The 17,172-nt window shown below is 41.2% G+C and carries 13 protein-coding genes; 5 read left to right on the forward strand and 8 right to left on the reverse strand.

Features of this window, described 5'->3' with window-relative positions; all coding sequences use genetic code 11:
• Positions 1-277 precede the first annotated feature (277 nt).
• Positions 278-1,696, reverse strand: a complete 1,419-nt coding sequence (locus ABLC00_RS14125; RefSeq protein ID WP_004885671.1) for an amino acid permease — start codon at positions 1,694-1,696, stop codon at positions 278-280.
• A gap of 175 nt (positions 1,697-1,871) precedes the next feature.
• Here ABLC00_RS14125 and radA point away from each other — a divergent pair, with 175 nt between their 5' ends.
• The gene (radA, locus tag ABLC00_RS14130; RefSeq protein WP_004707421.1) at positions 1,872-3,260 is read left to right on the forward strand and encodes a DNA repair protein RadA; all 1,389 of its coding nucleotides are present in this window, start codon (positions 1,872-1,874) and stop codon (positions 3,258-3,260) included.
• 82 nt (positions 3,261-3,342) lie between these two features.
• Complete coding sequence (locus ABLC00_RS14135) at positions 3,343-4,329, forward strand: Tim44 domain-containing protein (protein WP_002048497.1); 987 nt, start codon at positions 3,343-3,345, stop codon at positions 4,327-4,329.
• A gap of 57 nt (positions 4,330-4,386) precedes the next feature.
• Here the strand turns inward: ABLC00_RS14135 and epmA are convergent, their stop codons facing one another.
• From epmA to ABLC00_RS14160, 5 genes are all read right to left on the reverse strand, one after another.
• Entirely contained in the window at positions 4,387-5,361 is a 975-nt protein-coding gene (gene epmA, locus ABLC00_RS14140) for an EF-P lysine aminoacylase EpmA (RefSeq protein ID WP_004885668.1), read from the reverse strand.
• Positions 5,358-6,425, reverse strand: a complete 1,068-nt coding sequence (locus ABLC00_RS14145; RefSeq protein ID WP_004885667.1) for a 4-phosphoerythronate dehydrogenase — start codon at positions 6,423-6,425, stop codon at positions 5,358-5,360. Before ABLC00_RS14145 ends, epmA begins: the two co-directional genes overlap by 4 nt.
• Positions 6,426-6,528: 103 nt before the next feature.
• A complete protein-coding gene (locus tag ABLC00_RS14150; RefSeq protein WP_004885664.1) occupies positions 6,529-6,921 on the reverse strand; it encodes a YkvA family protein in 393 nt (130 codons plus the stop codon).
• Positions 6,922-7,040: 119 nt separating this feature from the next.
• Entirely contained in the window at positions 7,041-7,832 is a 792-nt protein-coding gene (gene fdhD / locus ABLC00_RS14155) for a formate dehydrogenase accessory sulfurtransferase FdhD (RefSeq protein WP_004885663.1), read from the reverse strand.
• 78 nt (positions 7,833-7,910) lie between these two features.
• Positions 7,911-10,319 carry an FdhF/YdeP family oxidoreductase gene (locus ABLC00_RS14160; RefSeq protein ID WP_004885660.1) on the reverse strand — a complete coding sequence of 803 codons (2,409 nt, stop codon included), beginning with the start codon at positions 10,317-10,319 and terminating at the stop codon, positions 7,911-7,913.
• A gap of 395 nt (positions 10,320-10,714) precedes the next feature.
• Here ABLC00_RS14160 and ABLC00_RS14165 point away from each other — a divergent pair, with 395 nt between their 5' ends.
• Positions 10,715-11,872, forward strand: a complete 1,158-nt coding sequence (locus ABLC00_RS14165) for a glycerate kinase (RefSeq protein ID WP_004885656.1) — start codon at positions 10,715-10,717, stop codon at positions 11,870-11,872.
• On the opposite strand, the gene ABLC00_RS14170 is transcribed toward ABLC00_RS14165, so the two are convergent.
• Positions 11,869-12,435 carry a TetR/AcrR family transcriptional regulator gene (locus ABLC00_RS14170; protein WP_004885653.1) on the reverse strand — a complete coding sequence of 189 codons (567 nt, stop codon included), beginning with the start codon at positions 12,433-12,435 and terminating at the stop codon, positions 11,869-11,871. The genes ABLC00_RS14165 and ABLC00_RS14170 overlap by 4 nt on opposite strands.
• A 121-nt stretch (positions 12,436-12,556) precedes the next feature.
• Between ABLC00_RS14170 and ABLC00_RS14175 the strand changes: the two genes are divergently transcribed.
• Together ABLC00_RS14175 and ABLC00_RS14180 are read left to right on the forward strand one after the other, a co-directional pair.
• Entirely contained in the window at positions 12,557-13,339 is a 783-nt protein-coding gene (locus tag ABLC00_RS14175; protein WP_004885650.1) for an SDR family oxidoreductase, read from the forward strand.
• Between the two features lie 37 nt (positions 13,340-13,376).
• Positions 13,377-13,982: a nitroreductase family protein gene (locus tag ABLC00_RS14180; RefSeq protein ID WP_002048541.1), complete on the forward strand. Its 606-nt coding sequence runs from the start codon at positions 13,377-13,379 to the stop codon at positions 13,980-13,982.
• Positions 13,983-14,051: 69 nt separating this feature from the next.
• On the opposite strand, the gene adeE is transcribed toward ABLC00_RS14180, so the two are convergent.
• A complete protein-coding gene (gene adeE / locus ABLC00_RS14185; RefSeq protein ID WP_033846100.1) occupies positions 14,052-17,165 on the reverse strand; it encodes a multidrug efflux RND transporter permease subunit AdeE in 3,114 nt (1,037 codons plus the stop codon).
• Between the last annotated feature and the right edge of the window lie 7 nt (positions 17,166-17,172).

Here is a 17,172-nt window from a genome sequence, read left to right on the forward strand (position 1 = left end):
TTTTTAGTCCGTTAGCTAAATTCAAATCAAAAAGACGATATCGCACCATTTGCAGGTATCTTTTAAATGTATATTTTTTGACAACTTTTCAGCTAACCAATTTTTGTCTGTATGGCTGATAATTTCAAGATACATACAATTAAATCCGATAATACGCACAAGAACATAGCAATACAACGCACCTTCCAGTCTAAAATTAAGACTTGAACCACTTTGATTTTTCAATTAAAAAAGGCAATCAGATCGATTGCCTTTTTATATTTTGCTTCTAAGTTATTTATTCTTGGGCAAAATTACGTTTTATTTTTGACTTGTAAAAACCAAAGTAACCAATTGCAAGAACGAGGAACCAAATTGGACTGACCATAAGCGACTTAGCTGTGTCTGCTTCAAGGCTTAAAATCGCAATCGTAAATAAGAAGAAAACAATAACGACATAACTCATCGCTACCCCACCCGGCATTTTAAAGTTCGATTTTTCATGCAGTTCAGGAGATAACTTACGGTAGCGGATATAACACATCAAAATCAAAATCCATACCGTTAAAAATAAAATAGTGCATAACGTTGTTGCCAAGGTAAATGCTTCAATCGTATTGGGCACAAAATATTGTAATAAAGCACCACCCATAATACAGGCACAGGAAAAAATTAAACCATTTGCTGGAACTGCACTTTTAGTCAACTGACCTAATGTTTCAGGTGCTTGACCATCACGCGATAAGCCATACATCATTCGGCTAGTTGAAAAAATACCGCTATTCATCGATGACATGACCGATGACAACACCACTAGATTCATAATAATTGCAGCAGTTGGAATACCTGCCATTAAGAATAGTTCAACGAATGGACTACGGTCTGCTTTTACCTGATCCCAAGGCGTTACAGACATCACCACCATTAATGCCAATACATAGAATAAAATGACGCGAATCGGAATTGCGTTAATTGCTTTAGGCAAATGTTTATGAGGGTCTTTAGTTTCAGCAGCTGTAGTCCCGACCAGTTCTACCCCAATAAAAGCAAAGATCGCAATCTGGAAGCCGGCAAGGAAACCATTTACCCCATGAGGAAACATACCGCCATGATTCCAAATATTAGAAATAGCCGCAACAGAGCCAGATGGTGATTGGAACTTGGTCACTACCATATAGATGCCGGCAAGAACTAGAGCAATAATGGCAACAATTTTAATAATCGCAAACCAAAATTCGACTTCGCCAAATAAACGAACCGTCAATAAGTTTAAAATCAATAGAAAGAGAACACAGCCTGCACTAATCATTGCCTGTTCTATTGGGCTAAAACTAACTCCATTGGGGAGCCAAAAGCTCAGATAGCTCGTCACCGCAGTTAAATCTGCCATACCTACGAGCACCCAACTTACCCAGTAGGTCCACCCGACATAAAAACCAGCCCAAGGCCCAATCAGGTCATAAGCCATATCGACAAACGATTTATAATTTAGGTTTGAAAGTAAAACCTCTCCCAAAGCACGCATAAGAAAGAAAATCATGGTGCCGATAATTAAATAGATAAATAAAATTGATGGCCCCGCCAATGAAATAGTTTTGCCCGACCCCATAAACAGGCCTGTTCCAATGGCCCCTCCAATAGCGATCAATTGTAAATGGCGATTGGTCAGCTTACGCTGTAAGTCGCCAGCATGATCATGATGCTGAAGATTAGACATAGGTAAATATCCTAAAAATTTCCCACCTTAGCTAAAGCAAAATACATTCCAATATTTTTGGACAACGCGTGAAAAATAAGCCTTTGAAAAATGATCGGGTTCTGCCTACGTTCAGGGTGTCGTTTTGCTATACTCTGTTTTTACTGATTATGAAGTTAACAAACCGAAGTCGAATATGAGCAAAGTCAAAACTGTTTACCGTTGCGAACAATGTGGTGCGGATCATCCTAAATGGGCTGGTCAATGTTCAGAGTGTGGTGAATGGAATTCTCTGACTGAAGTTAAACTCGAACCTACTACAGCCCATCGCGCTCGTCCTAAAATTGGGGGCTACGCAGGCCAAGTTGCCAATATAACAACACTAAATAAAGTCTCAGTTTCTCATGAAACCCGCTTACCTACAGGTATTAGCGAGTTTGACCGCGTACTTGGCGGTGGCTTGGTCACAGGCTCAGTAGTCCTGATTGGTGGTGACCCGGGTATTGGTAAATCGACCATTCTTTTACAAACAGCAACCCACATGGCAAGTGCAAAAAGTTCTGCACTTTATATTACGGGTGAAGAATCATTGTCTCAGGTGGCCTTGCGTGCACAGCGCCTTGACTTGCCTACAGACCAGTTAAAAGTCATGGCTGAAACCTGTGTCGAACGCATTTGTGAAGTTTTAGAGCAAGAACGTCCTGTGGTAGCAATTTTGGACTCGATTCAAACGCTTTACACAGAAACGCTTCAATCTGCACCTGGTGGGGTTTCACAAATTCGTGAATCTGCTGCGTTATTAACCCGCTATGCAAAAAATAGTGGCACGGCGTTATTTATTGTTGGTCACGTGACCAAAGAAGGTGCACTAGCAGGCCCACGCGTTTTAGAACATATGGTGGACTGTGTACTTTATTTTGAAGGCCAATCAGACTCACGCTATCGTATGATTCGTGCGGTGAAAAACCGTTTTGGTGCAGTCAATGAACTTGGTGTATTTGGCATGACCGATAAAGGCTTACGTGAAGTGGCTAACCCTTCTGCTATTTTCTTAAGTCGTTATGACGAAGCCATTCCCGGTTCAATTGTCATGATTAGCCGTGAAGGAACTCGCCCACTCTTAGTTGAAGTTCAAGCTTTAGTTGATGATGCTCAAGGACAACCTAGACGTGTCGCTCTTGGTCTTGAACAAAACCGTTTAAACATGTTGCTTGCTGTAATGCACCGTCATGGTGGTGTACAAACTACAGGGCAAGACGTTTATGTCAACATTGTCGGTGGTTTAAAAATTACTGAAACAGGTTCTGACTTGGCTGTTTTACTAGCTTGTGCATCAAGTTTACGTACCAAGGCATTGCCTCAGCAACTTGCAGTTTTTGGTGAAGTTGGTCTTTCAGGTGAAATTCGACCTGTACCGAATGGTCAAGAGCGCTTAAAAGAAGCAGCAAAACACGGCTTTAAATATGTCATTTTACCTAGAGGCAACGCACCACAAAAAGCGATTCCGGGAGTACAAGTAATTGCTGTGGCGCGCTTACATGAAGCCCTTACCGAAGCGATGCAGCTCAGCGATGAATTGACATAAAAAAACATATTTTTATAGTTGAAATTTAGTGTAAATGACTGCATAAATACAATTACAAATTAATTTTAAACAGGAATTTCCTATGGAAGTACACCAGCGCGGCTTGATAACCGGTATTTTAATGGCTGCTTTGGCAATTTCTCCTCTTGCTGAAGCAAAACGTGCAGGTGGTGGTAAAAGCCACGGCATGGCACGCTCTACCACTTCAAGCCAGTCATATCAACAACCTCGTCAAGTGACTCCAGTTCAACAACCTGCTACAGCACCTCAAAGATCTGGTCCGGGTGTTGGTTCAATGGTTGCAGCTGGTGTAGCTGGTGCTGCCGTAGGTGCTGTTGCAGCACATGCTTTAGCTGATGACAAACCAACATCAACTGAACAACGTGTAACCCAGCCAGATAACGAGCAACAAGCGGTTCAAGCTCAACAGCAACAAGAGAAGAAAGGTGGTATCCCAGGCTGGTTATGGGTATTACTTGCTGCTGCTGTTGCCTTTTTTGTATTCCGCAAATTGGGCGGGAAAAAAAAATTAGCAGCAAATAATCCTTACGCTCCAAACAGCAACGGTCAAAACACATTTGGCCGTTCAGCTGCACCAACTAACTCAAACGACAATACCAATATTTTTGGTCAGTCTGTTGGTGGTGGTACAGCAACTCAAGCACCGTTTGGTGGTGCAACAACAAGTAATGGCAACCAGTTACCAGATGGTAGTGAACCTGCTTCTTTCTTACGTGTTGCCCGTCAGCGTTTTAACCACATTCAGTCAATCAACAGTGCAAGTAACATCGAAGAAATTCGTCGCTACTTAACACCTGAACTTTATAACTCTATGTATAACGACATCATGGAGAATCAAGATCAGGACGTTGCTGAGTTTAGTAACTTAAATGCAATGGTTGTAGACAGTGCGACTGAAAATGGTCAATACATTGTGAGCGTACGCTTCACAGGTACAGTAAGTGAAGATTTAAATAGCTTGCCACAGCCATTTACAGAAATCTGGCACTTTGTAAAACCTGTTGGCTCTCAGCAAGACTGGGTGGTTGCAGGGATTCAACAAGCTTAATTTAAATAAGCTCCAAATAAAAAAGCCACAATATGTGGCTTTTTTATTTGCTCGCACTCAGGCAATTTCGGCTGGAAATGCGATGACTTTTTCAATTTTAAGTTGTTCGGTTGCAACCATGAGTAATCGGTCTATGCCTAAAGCAATTCCTGAACATTCTGGCATATGAGGCAAAGCTGCTAACAAATACTCATCTAATGGCACAACATGAAGCCCTTGCTTAGCCCGTTCTGCATTATCTGCTTCAAAGCGTGAACGTAACACGTCTGCATCAAGCAATTCATCGTAAGCATTGGCAAGTTCCAGACCTTCGATATAAACCTCAAAACGCGCTGCGACCTCTTCCCCATCTTCATCTACTTTCACTTTTGCCAAAGACGCCATTTCTGGCGGAAAGTCAGTTAAAAAGACAGGTGCATCAAAACCTAAACTTGGCTCAACAAAATGAGAAAACAACAAGTCCATATAAGCTAAGCGGTCATCACCTAAATCAAGATTTAAACCAACACGATTTGCAGTATCTTTGAGTTGCTTTAAAGTTGCTTGTAACGGGTTAATATCTAAACGGTCCTGAAAGGCATGCTTATAACTTAAAATAAATGGACGAACTTCGCCAAAACGATGCTGTAAACAGGTTTGCAATAAATCGGCTGTTTCATGCATTAATGCTTTTAAGTCTAAACCCGGACGATACCATTCGAGCATGGTAAATTCACTGTTGTGTTTACGCCCGTGTTCATCGTCACGAAAAACCTTGCATATTTGATAAATCGGTCCGCTACCACTTGCTAGCAAACGTTTCATGGCAAACTCAGGAGAAGTCTGTAAATACTGAGTCTGTAATTTGCCATTGATATGGCGTAAAGCCTGAACCGAGGCTAAATGTACATCGGTAACGCCTGCTTGTGAAACTACGGGTGTTTCAACTTCCATGACCCCACGTTCTGCAAAGAACTGACGGATTTGGGTATAAAGCTTGGCACGAGCATTTAAAGCATCAATTGAACACGTAGGTTGATAACTTAAACTCATGCTTGCGGTCCCCCGTGTGCTGCCCATTCACGGCGCAGTGGATAATTCTTACGTAATAAATCAAATGCTTTTTGCTCTACTTTGCCATCTTTAACACAGGCACGAATATTGGCATCATCTTGAGCAATATCATAAATATGAGATATTTTTTGCTTTAACACTGCTTTTAAGTCATGTCCTGAAAAATAATCTTCACATGCAGGCAACTGCGTTTCGAAACGCTTATTAATGTCGTAGCCAAATTTTTGGCAAAACGCTTCATAAATCATTTGTGTACCACGAGCTTTTCCTTCCAAGCTATAACCTGCAATATGCGGTGTCGCCAAAGCCAACATATTTAAAAGCTCATCTGATATCACTGGCTCATGTTCAAATACATCAAGTACAACTTTACGTTTGGTACGTTGAATGTCTTCGATTAAAGCAGCTTCTTTCACAACCGGACCACGAGCGCTATTAATTAAAATCGTATCTGGTTGAAGCGCTGCAAAAGTTTCTTCATTGAAAAGATGATATGTCGCATGTTCACCGTTTTTCGTAAGCGGCACATGAATTGAAATAGCATTCGCTTGTTGTAATAGGGCTTTAAAGTTCACATTTTCAATTGAATCTAACTTTACATATGGGTCAAAGCCAATTACGTTCCAGCCAAGCAACCGAGCCATATAAGCTAAACGTTTCCCCACGTTTCCAAGCCCCACAATGCCTAGCGTAAATTTTTCTTGTTGTTCTAAAAGGCTACCATCTAAATGAAGTAAAGCGGTAATCACATATTCAGCAACTGCCTGTGCATTACAACCTGCGGCATTGGCCCATGTAATATTATGTTTTTCTAGGGCTTGAATATCTAAATGATCAGTACCAATTGTGGCACTACCTACATATTTTAAAGCGGTGTTTTGAATTAAACTTTCATTTACAACAGTAACTGAGCGGACCAATAAAGCTTCAGCATCTTTCACATCTGCGTACGTTAAGGTGCGTCCTGCATGATGTTGAATATCGCCAAATTCTGAAAAAAAGTAATCGGTAAACGCCAAATTTTCATCTGCGACGATTTTCATGGTCTGCAACCCATAGTTTATAAAAACGTTATTATCCTTTGAGTTGTAGCAAAGCACAATGTTAAGGGTATTAAATTCGCACAGGTTTTAAGACTCAGTTCAACTACAAACCACCACCAAAATAAAAGTAAGCCATCACGGCAAGTGTGAGCCAAATTAAAATAATCAGTACAGCAACCAAATAATTTCGTGGCCCTTTCTCATGTTCATCTAACCATTCTTTGGCTTGTTGTTCTGCATCGAAAATGACTTGCTGAGGCGTAAAACGAAGCGCTAACCAAATGAGTATGGGTAAAATGATGGCATCATCAATAAAGCCTAATATAGGAATAAAGTCTGGAATTAGGTCGATAGGACTAAAAGCATAAGCCACAGCCACTACCGCAATAATTTTGGGTAACCACGGCATTTGAGGATGCCTTGAGGCAAACCAAAGCATAATAATTTGTTTTTTTAGACGTTTTGCCCATTCTTTTAGTGATTGTAACCAAGACATTTGGACAGACTCTGAACCTTTTGAGTTTTATAATAATCTATAAAATCTATCCATAGCTTAAAAGCAACAGAGATGTTAGATGAGCTTGGTTTTAAGCCCATCATATTGAACGATATATTTTAAATTTCCGTATATAAAACAAACCGGTCTCCCCTACAAAAACTTGCCAATGTCAGGCCAGATTGTTTGGCTAACTGAATGGCCATACTGGTCGGTGCAGAAATTGAAGCAAGCAAGCTAATATTCAGCTGAGCACATTTTCGTATCAGTTCATAACTTGCCCGACTGGTCATGACAACAAAACCTAAACTGGTGTCGTAGTTTTCTTGCGCTATATAACCAATTAATTTGTCTAAAGCATTATGGCGGCCAACATCTTCGAATAAAGCCACGATTTGACCATCAACCACCCACGCCGCGGCATGTGCCCCACCTGTTAAAGCGGTAATTTCTTGCTGGGCTTTTAAATGGGAAATGGCAGTCGGAATTTGCTCAAGCCATAGCTTTGATGCATGCGTTGTAATTTTGGGAACATCTAACTGAAACTGCTCCAAACTTTCAATGCCACATAAACCACAGCCTGTACGACCAACCATCATGCGACGATGCTCTTTTAATGCAGCAAATGCTCTCGATGAAATGGTCATTTCAACCGTAATGCCCAACTCATTTTGATGCACATCAAGAACATATAGCTCTTTTAAACTGGTCAAAATGCCTTCAGAGAGACTAAAACCTTTGGCAAATAATTCGACATCGGTCGGTGTTGCCATCATCACCGCATGTGAAATACCGTTATATACCAAAGCAATTGGGTACTCTTGCACAATATGATCTAAAACATTTTCAGATTCGGTTTTGTTAAACCGCTGTACTTGTAATGTTTCAACCCCATAAGCATGTGGTGTCAAAATTATTTCCTTTATTTCAAAAATGGCGCTTGTTTAGAGCGCCATTTGCTTAGATTTCATTTTAAAAAACAGGTTCACTTAGATGCTGCTGACTTTCTTATTGGCATCTTCAGGGTCAACGGCTGTTGCCAAGTTAAAGTGCTCTGGTGCATTTCCGGGATGTAAAATCACAGGAACACTTTTAGAAGCCGGAATCTTGGCATATTTGTCATGACTGCTTAAGGCCACCAAAGGATTGGTTTCCGGATAGTAAGCCGCCAAGCTGCCTCGTGGAATGTTGTAGGGCACAATACGGAAACTGTGCACAATGCGCTTCACACCATCCGAGAAAACACTTTCAATATCGACCCACTGATTTGCTTCAAAGCCCGCTTCATCAATATCGGCTTGGTTCATAAACAACACACGGCGCTGACCAAACACCCCACGGTAACGGTCATCCAGACCATATAAAGTGGTGTTGTATTGGTCATGAGAACGAGTAGTCATTAAGGTATAAACCTTACTTTCGGTATATGCGGCAGCGTACTGGTTTTCTTTATCCGCGTAGACTTCTTCAAGTGGCGTAATCAGAAATTGCGCTTTACCACTCTTGGTATTCCAGATGTGCTGATTAGCAGGATGCTCTAGGTGGAAACCGCCCGGTTTATAAACACGTAAATTAAAGTCATGGAACTCATCAAACACATCGGCAATGGAGTCACGAATGCGGTCATAACTTTCAATATACCATTTCCATTTAATCTGACTGTCTGGAAGAACAGCTTCAGCCATTCTTGCCACAATATCCGGTTCAGACAATATGTTTTTAGAAATTGGCGTATTACGTCCTGCCGACAAGTGAACATTACTCATGGAGTCTTCAACCGAAATGGCTTGTGGGCCATGAAGCTGCTCATCTATTTCGGTACGGCCTAAACATGGCAAAATAAGTGCATCTTTACCGCATACCAAATGACTACGATTTAACTTGGTTGCTACATGGACGGTTAAATCACATTTTCTAAGCGCTTCTTGCGTATATGGGGTATCAGGAGTTGCAACTGCAAAATTTCCACCTAAACCAATAAAGACTTTTATCTCGCCTTCAGCCATGGCTTTAATCGTTTCGACCACGCCATATCCATTTTTTCTTGGTGATTTAATACCGAATACACGGTCAATGTTATCGAGTAGTTTAGGGCTAGGCAGCTCATTGATGCCCATGGTGCGGTCGCCTTGCACATTACTATGACCACGAACCGGACACAGCCCTGCACCCGGTCTACCAATCTGACCACGTGCCAACAATAAATTTGCCAGCATATGTACGTTAGCAGTTCCGTGTCGGTGCTGGGTAATCCCCATCCCCCAACAGAAAATGGAGCGCTCTGACTCTAAAAAGAGTTTAGCGAGCTTTTCTAAATGTTCAGGCGACAGACCTGAGTGCTTATAAATATCTGCCCACTCAGTTCTTTCCACCTCAGCAATCATCTCATCGAAACCAACGGTATTCACCGCAATAAAGTTTCGGTCAAAAACGCTTGGTTTACCTGAAGCAAGTGCTTTTTTATCCCATTCATTTAAGTGCTTTAACATTCCTAACATCAGTGCATAGTCGCCACCAATTTTAGGCTGGAAATAATAACGGCTAATTGGCGTACTGCCATTGGTCATCATCTCAAGCGGTGCTTGCGGGTCTTGGAAACGCTCTAGGCCTCGTTCTTTAATCGGGTTAATCGCAATAATGTTGCCACCGCGTTTAGACACTTCACGCAAAGTGCCTAACATACGTGGATGGTTGGTTCCCGGATTATGCCCAAAACTAAAAATGGCATCGGCTAAATCAAAATCTTCTAAAGTAACGGTGCCCTTTCCTAAACCAATTGAGTCGAGCAAGCCTACACTTGTGGTTTCATGGCACATGTTTGAACAGTCTGGAAAGTTATTTGTACCAAAGCTTCTCACAAACAATTGATATAAAAATGCAGCTTCGTTACTGGCACGGCCAGATGTATAAAATGCCGCTTGGTCTGGATGGTCTAGCGCATGTAAATGTTGAGCAATGAGCTTAAAGGCATCATCCCATGAAATAGGAACATATTTATCGGTTGCAGCATCATAACGAACCGGGTCTGTTAAGCGGCCTAAGTCTTCTAAAAAAAAGTCACTTTGTTCTGATAGCCAACTAACCGTATGGCCTGCAAAATATTCGGGAGTAACGGTTTTACTGGTTGCTTCAAAAGCAACTGCTTTGGCACCATTTTCACAGAAGTTAAAGGCATGGGCATCTTTCTTTTCGGGCCATGCACAACCGGGACAGTCAAAACCTGTAGGCTGGTTAATGTTGAGTAAGGTAATTGAACCTTTACCTAAAATATCTTGTCGCTTTAGGTTTCGAGCGACACTAAGAAGTGCGCCCCACCCACCAGCAGGATGAGTATATGGCTCAATTCGCGCAAAACCGTTATTTTCCTGTATATGCTTTTGTTCTTCTGAATTATCCACTTTTTCATCCTCTTATTTCTTTTACATTCAACAGATCCAATAAAATCACAATTTAAATTATGGTTATATCAAGACAATCTGCTGTTTAGCTTATTTGTAGAGTCTACTTTTTATAGGTTTCCGCTATTTTAAAAGCTGGCTCAACCCTTCTTATAATATGTGCCATATTGTTTACAATTACAATCATTCAAAACAACCATACTATTTATATAAAAACTTATAAAACAATGGTTTAAAAATTTTATAATCCAATTTTTTACAGATAAAAACATTATTGATTTTCATTTTTATCAGATTGAAAGTATTTAAAAATTGACGCCTACATATGTTTATCTATGTTTTTTTCGTATTAAGCAGTATAAAACAATGAGAAATCTATCCGTATTAGAACGTTTATGAAGCTTGTGATCGCCCCTGACTCATTTAAAGACAGCTTATCTGCTTTGAAGGTAGCTCAAGCCATTGCCAAAGGATGGCAAGCTGTTTTTCCCGATGCCGAAACTGTTTTGTGCCCGATGGCAGACGGCGGTGAAGGAACCATTGAAGCTGTTTTAGAAGTCTGCGAAGGTCAATGGCGTGAAAAAACGGTGGTTGGGCCATTAGGTCAGCCTGTTCAAGCCAAATGGGGATGGTTAGAACATCAAAAGATCGCCATCATTGAAATGGCTCAAGCAAGCGGCATACAGTTAGTCCCACCGTCTGAGCGTGATGCTTGCCACAGTACAACCTTTGGCACAGGGCAGCTCATTTTAGATGCTTTAGATGCAGGTGCAAAAGAGATGATTTTAACTGTGGGCGGCAGCGCCACCAATGATGGCGGTACAGGTTTACTCAGTGCTTTGGGTGCAGTTTTACTCGATGCTAACCAAAACGCCTTACCCGCCGGTGGACTTGCTCTAAGCAACCTATCCAAAATTGATTTAACACATTTCGACTCACGCATTCAGCACACACGGTTTTTACTGGCTGCCGATGTGACCAATCCACTTTGCGGCCCAAATGGTGCATCACATATTTTTGGCCCACAAAAAGGGGCTTCCCCTGCTCAAGTACAGTTACTCGATGCAGCGGTTGCACATTTTGCCGATGTCTCAGCGGAGCTTTTAGGTTTCGACAAACGAAATGAAGCAGGTTCTGGTGCTGCTGGTGGCTTGGGTTTTGCAGCCAAAAGTTATTTAAATGCAGACTTTAAAGCTGGCGTTAAAGTGGTGGCTGAACTAAACCAACTTGAACATAAAATTGCTAACGCAGATTGGGTAATTACGGGTGAAGGTAAATTTGACCAGCAAACCTTAAGTGGCAAAACTGTTTTTGGGGTGAGCCAAATTGCTAAAGCTCACAACGTACCTGTGATTGTGATTGCTGGGACTTTAGGCGAAGGCTACCAAGCACTTTATGAACATGGGGTTACGGCTGCTTTTTCGCTAGCCAATGGTCCCATTACATTAGAACGAGCCTGTGAACATGCGGCGGAACTTATTTATGAAAGAACAGTCGATATTGCGAGATTAATTCAATTTAGCCAAATGAACTGGAAAGATAAAAAAGCTTAATTGGCTAATTTTAAAAGGCTCTCTTTACAGCTTTCTAAGATTTCATCGCTAAGGTTTGATTGATCTGGGCATGCGCGAGATAAAGCAATTGCCCCTACAGACTGGGCAAGAATATTAATGGCTTGCTTTCTCAACTCTTCTTTTTCTAAAGAAACTTGTTTGGCTCGCTCGGTCATAATGAACTGAATAAGTTGCTCAATACCCTCTTCAAACTCGACTTTTACTTCGTCGGGCTGTCTTGCAGCATCACAAGATAACGCCGTTAGTGTGCAGCCCAAATCCCGATTATCTCGATGAGTGCGGGACACATAAAGCTGAATAAATTGAGTTAAGTTTAAACCTTCTATTCTTTTTAAAACCTGCTCAAGTCCATGTTTAACAGTAATTGAGACAAGGTCTGTTTTCGAACTGAAATGTTTATAAAAGCCGCCGTGGGTAAAGCCTGCGCTAGACATTAATTCGGCAATGCCGACTCCATCGTAGCCTTTGCTACGAAACAGTTGAGTCGCCTTTTCAACAATTTTATCTCGGTTTTCTTTTACCTGAGTTTTACTGACTTTCATGTTGGCGCACCCACTTTTATTCACCCGACTGGTCATAATTATACATTGATTATGATTGACATCAAAAATTAGTTATTTTAGATTATGATCATCATCTAAAAATAAAGCGTGGAGACATCACATGTCAGCTCAATCAAAAGTACTTATTACAGGAGCTTCGTCAGGAATTGGTTCTGTCTATGCAGACCGTTTTGCACAACGTGGCCATCACTTAATCTTGGTTGCACGAGATACCAACCGCTTAGACAAAATCTCGAGAGACCTTCAAGCAAAATACGGTGTACAGGTCGAATTTATTCAGGCCGATTTATCAAAGGATCAAGACATTAGCAAAATTGAAGATGTTCTAAAAAACGATGCTGATATTGAAATTTTGGTAAATAACGCAGGTATTACACTTAGCGGAAATTTTTTAACTCAAGATATTAAAGAAATTGAAACACTCATGACTTTAAATATGACTGCGGTTGTTCGTTTGTCTCATGCGGTTTCCGAGCAACTCGTACGTAAAGGTAAAGGCTCAATTATTAATTTAGGTTCTGTTGTTGGGTTGTCTCCTGAATTTGGTTCTACCATTTATGGTGCAAGTAAGTCCTTTATACATTTTTTTAGCCAAGGCTTACATTTAGAGTTAAAAGATCATGGCGTACATGTGCAAGCCGTATTGCCTTCTGCAACCAAAACTGAAATTTGGGAACGTTCAGGTATCGATTTAAGCCAAGTTCCGCCATTAATGGACGTCAATGATTTGGTGGATGCTGCTCTAATCGGCTTTGATCGTAAAGAAACAATTACAATTCCTGTGCTAAAAGACGAAAATCAATGGAATAATTTTGAAAAATCACGTATGACATTATTACCAAACTTTTCTTCGGCTGAAGTAGCCCAACGTTATACAAACTAACAAGTACAGCTACCCAATTCTCAAGTAGGAAAATCTTATGAATGTTATTGATGCTCTCCGTAAGCGCCGTGCAATTAAACGCTTCGACCCTTCTTTTCAGTTATCTGAAGATAACAAAAAGCAGTTATTACAAGAAGTTTTAGCAAATGCACCAAGTGCTTTTAACTTGCAGCATTGGCGTCCGGTTGTTGTCGAAGATGCTGAGTTAAGACAAAAAATTCGTGCTATTGCTTGGGACCAACCACAAGTTACAGAAGCATCTTTACTCATTGTATTATGTGCAAAATTAAATACATGGGAAGTTGATGCTAAACGTGTATGGGATGGTGCGACTCCAGAAGTTCAAAATATTATGGCCGGCGCGATTGACCAGTATTACCGTGACCGCCCACAAACCCAACGTGACGAAGTTATGCGTAGTGCGGGGATTTTTGCTCAAACTCTGATGTTACTTGCCCAAGAACATGGTTTAGATAGCTGCCCGATGGATGGTTTTGACTTTGACGCAATGGCGAAGCTCGTTAACTTGCCTGAAGACCATGTGGTGTGTTTAATGATTGCTGTTGGTAAGTCAGCTTCTGAACCTTATCCACGTGTGGGTAAACTTCCTTTCGATGAAGTCATTATTCAAAATACATTCTAAGTGATAAGTCTTTTAGACCCTCATGCTATAAATAGTGTGAGGGTCTAATTTTTAATGACTTTCATTATTTTATGACATCTTTTTTTCGTTTAGCTTATTGGTTAAACGGCGAACTAAAAGAAAGAATAAAGGCACAAAGAAAATAGAAAGCAAGGTTCCTGAAATCATACCGCCCGTTACGGCTATACCAATTTCTTTACGGCTAACAGCTCCTGCTCCTGTAGATACAGCCAAGGGAAGAACGCCCGCAACAAATGCCAGAGATGTCATAATAATGGGACGTAATCGCTGACCTGCTCCTTCAATAATCGCTTCCATTAATGCTTGACCTGCCTCTAACTTGGCTGCCGCGAACTCAACAATCAAAATAGCATTTTTGGCAGAAAGTCCAATGGTAGTAAGCATAGCTACCTGAAAGTAAATATCATTCACAAAACCAGCCAGACTTGCAGCCATCACAGCTCCAATCAGACCTAAAGGAATCACTAGCATGACAGAAACAGGAATGGACCAACTTTCATAAAGTGCTGCCAAACATAAAAAGATAAAGATAATGGATGCTAAATATAACCAAATGGTTTGACCGCCAGCTAACTTCTCTTGATAAGACAACCCGCTCCACTGAAGGTTAAAGCCTTGTTGTTGATCAACTAACTCCTGCATTTTATCCATAGCCCCACCAGAACTTTCACCAGTTGCCGCAGAGCCTTGTATTTGTACAGCTGAAAGACCATTAAAGCGTTGCAGCATTTGTGGTCCCATTTGCCATTTTACAGAAGAGAAACTAGAAAATGGTGTCATCTGACCTGTAGCACCGCGAACATACCATTGCCCAATATCTTGAGGTAAGGAACGATAAATCGCGTCTCCTTGTATATAAACTCGCTTAACACGTCCCTGATCGATGAAATCATTAATATAAGATCCACCCCATGCCGAAGATAGCGTATTACTGATATCTGTTTGAGCCAAACCAAGTGCACTGGCTTTTCTTTGATCGATATCGACTTGTAACTGAGCTTTATCTTCTAAACTATTTAGACGGACTGCTGCTAAGCCAGAATCAGCACTTGCTGCTTTTAACACAGTGTTTTGTGCCGCCAGTAAAGCATCACGTCCTTTATTTTCAGCATCTTGTAACCAAAGCTCAAAACCACTTGATTGCCCAAGCCCCCTTACTGCGGCTGGTGAAAGTACCTGAACACGTGCGTTACGCAGCGACTTAAAATATGAGTTTGCCCGAGCAATCACTGCTTCTGCTGTGTTTTCACTCCCTTCTCGATCATCCCAATGTTTGAGTCCAGCAAATGCCATTCCCACATTTTGCCCACTGCCCGCGTTATTTCTACCCATCACCATGAAAATCACATTGAGATTATCCTTTTCTTTCGTCAGGAAATAATCTGCTATCAAGTTACCCACCCGTTCTGTTTCAGCGAGTGTTGTGCCTACTGGTGTACTAAACTGGACCATAACTGAGCCTTGGTCTTCTTGTGGTAAAAACCCAGTATTCATACGCGTATATTGCCAGCCTAACAAAGCTGTAATACCTAAGAATATGATCATAAATATTTTGGGCTTACCTAAAACAGCGAGCAGCTTTATACGATAGCTTGACTGCCCTTGTTCGACTTTACGATTGAACCAAGTAAAGAATTTTCTCTGCTTTTGTTTTTCATTTGCAGGTTTAAGTAAGGTTGCACATAACGCAGGTGAAAGGGTTAAAGCAACAATGGCTGAAAGCACCATAGCCGATACGAGTGTTACCGAAAATTGGCGATAAATAATGCCGACAGAACCACCAAAAAAAGCCATAGGTAAAAATACCGCAGCAAGTACCATCGCAATACCGACCAACGCACCCGATATTTCTTTCATTGAAATTAGGGTAGCTTGCCGGGCATCAATATGTTGCTCATGCATAACCCGCTCTACATTTTCTACAACGACAATTGCATCATCTACTAGTAAACCAATTGCAAGTACCATCGCAAATAAAGTCAGCGTATTAATGCTATAACCCAATATACTGAGTACACCAAAGGTTCCTAACAATACGACCGGAACCGCAATAGCAGGAATTAAAGTGGCGCGCCAGCTCTGTAAAAATAAGAACATGACAATAACGACTAGAACAATTGCCTCAGCTAAAGTTTTAATCACTCCTTTTACAGATGCTTCAACAAATGGAGTACTGTCACGTGGATATGCAACTTTTAACCCTGATGGCATAGAACCGGTTAAACGCGTGACCTCAGCTTTTACTCTTTCAGCTGTTTCTAAAGCATTGGCACCCGAAGCAAGTTGAATAGACATACCCGAAGCTGGCTTTCCATTCAAACGTGTAGAGGTTTGATAATTTTCTGCACCGCGCTCTACACGAGCTACATCTTTAAGTAAAACTACAGCTCCGTTTGTTTGAGTCCGTAAAATAATATTTTCAAATTGATTTACGGTCTGTAGACGGGATAATGCTGTTACGGTTGCATTTAAAGCCTGTCCGTCACGAGTTGGTAATGCCCCCAACTCACCTGCTGTAATTTGTGCATTTTGAGCTTCAATTGCAGTTCTGACATCTGAAGGCATAAGGCCATAGCTATTTAGTTTATGTGGATCGAGCCATATGCGCATTGCATATTGAGCACCAAATACTGTGATTTCACCTACGCCATCGACGCGACTTAGTGGGTCTTGAAGTGTGCTCACCATGTAGTCGGATATATCGACAGAAGTTCTTGTATTACTTTCATCGTAAAGTGCAAAAACCAATAAACTATCGCCTTGTGACTTTGTCACGGTTATACCTTGCTGCTGCACTTCTTGCGGTAGTCGGCTAAGCGCCTGATTGACTGCATTTTGGACCTGAACTTGAGCGGTATCCGGGTTTGTTTTTTGATTAAAACTTAAGCTTATACGTGCCTGGCCAGCGGAGCTGCTACTCGATGAAAAATACAGTAAACCATCAATGCCCTTAATTTGCTGTTCCAAAATCTGGCTTACACTATCTTCAACAGTTTTGGCAGATGCCCCGGGATAATTTGCAGTGACGTTTACACCCGGTGGTGCAATATCTGGATATTGTTCAATGGGTAAGGTCAAAATAGAAATGGTACCCAAGGCCATAATACAAATAGAAAGAACCCAAGCAAAAATAGGCCGTGCAATAAAAAAACTCGACAACATAGCGCAT

Source organism: Acinetobacter nosocomialis, assembly GCF_041021905.1.
Classification (GTDB): Bacteria; Pseudomonadota; Gammaproteobacteria; order Pseudomonadales; family Moraxellaceae; genus Acinetobacter; species Acinetobacter nosocomialis.

What these genes read in the sequence shown, in the direction of transcription:
- ABLC00_RS14145 (WP_004885667.1), bottom strand. Translation starts at nt 6,425, where the DNA reads ATGAAAATCGTCGCAGATGAAAATTTGGCGTTTACCGATTACTTTTTT.
- ABLC00_RS14125 (WP_004885671.1), bottom strand. Translation starts at nt 1,696, where the DNA reads ATGTCTAATCTTCAGCATCATGATCATGCTGGCGACTTACAGCGTAAG.
- ABLC00_RS14135 (WP_002048497.1), top strand. Translation starts at nt 3,343, where the DNA reads ATGGAAGTACACCAGCGCGGCTTGATAACCGGTATTTTAATGGCTGCT.
- ABLC00_RS14175 (WP_004885650.1), top strand. Translation starts at nt 12,557, where the DNA reads ATGTCAGCTCAATCAAAAGTACTTATTACAGGAGCTTCGTCAGGAATT.
- radA (WP_004707421.1), top strand. Translation starts at nt 1,872, where the DNA reads ATGAGCAAAGTCAAAACTGTTTACCGTTGCGAACAATGTGGTGCGGAT.
- ABLC00_RS14180 (WP_002048541.1), top strand. Translation starts at nt 13,377, where the DNA reads ATGAATGTTATTGATGCTCTCCGTAAGCGCCGTGCAATTAAACGCTTC.
- ABLC00_RS14150 (WP_004885664.1), bottom strand. Translation starts at nt 6,921, where the DNA reads ATGTCTTGGTTACAATCACTAAAAGAATGGGCAAAACGTCTAAAAAAA.
- adeE (WP_033846100.1), bottom strand. Translation starts at nt 17,165, where the DNA reads ATGTTGTCGAGTTTTTTTATTGCACGGCCTATTTTTGCTTGGGTTCTT.
- ABLC00_RS14170 (WP_004885653.1), bottom strand. Translation starts at nt 12,435, where the DNA reads ATGAAAGTCAGTAAAACTCAGGTAAAAGAAAACCGAGATAAAATTGTT.
- ABLC00_RS14165 (WP_004885656.1), top strand. Translation starts at nt 10,715, where the DNA reads ATGAAGCTTGTGATCGCCCCTGACTCATTTAAAGACAGCTTATCTGCT.
- epmA (WP_004885668.1), bottom strand. Translation starts at nt 5,361, where the DNA reads ATGAGTTTAAGTTATCAACCTACGTGTTCAATTGATGCTTTAAATGCT.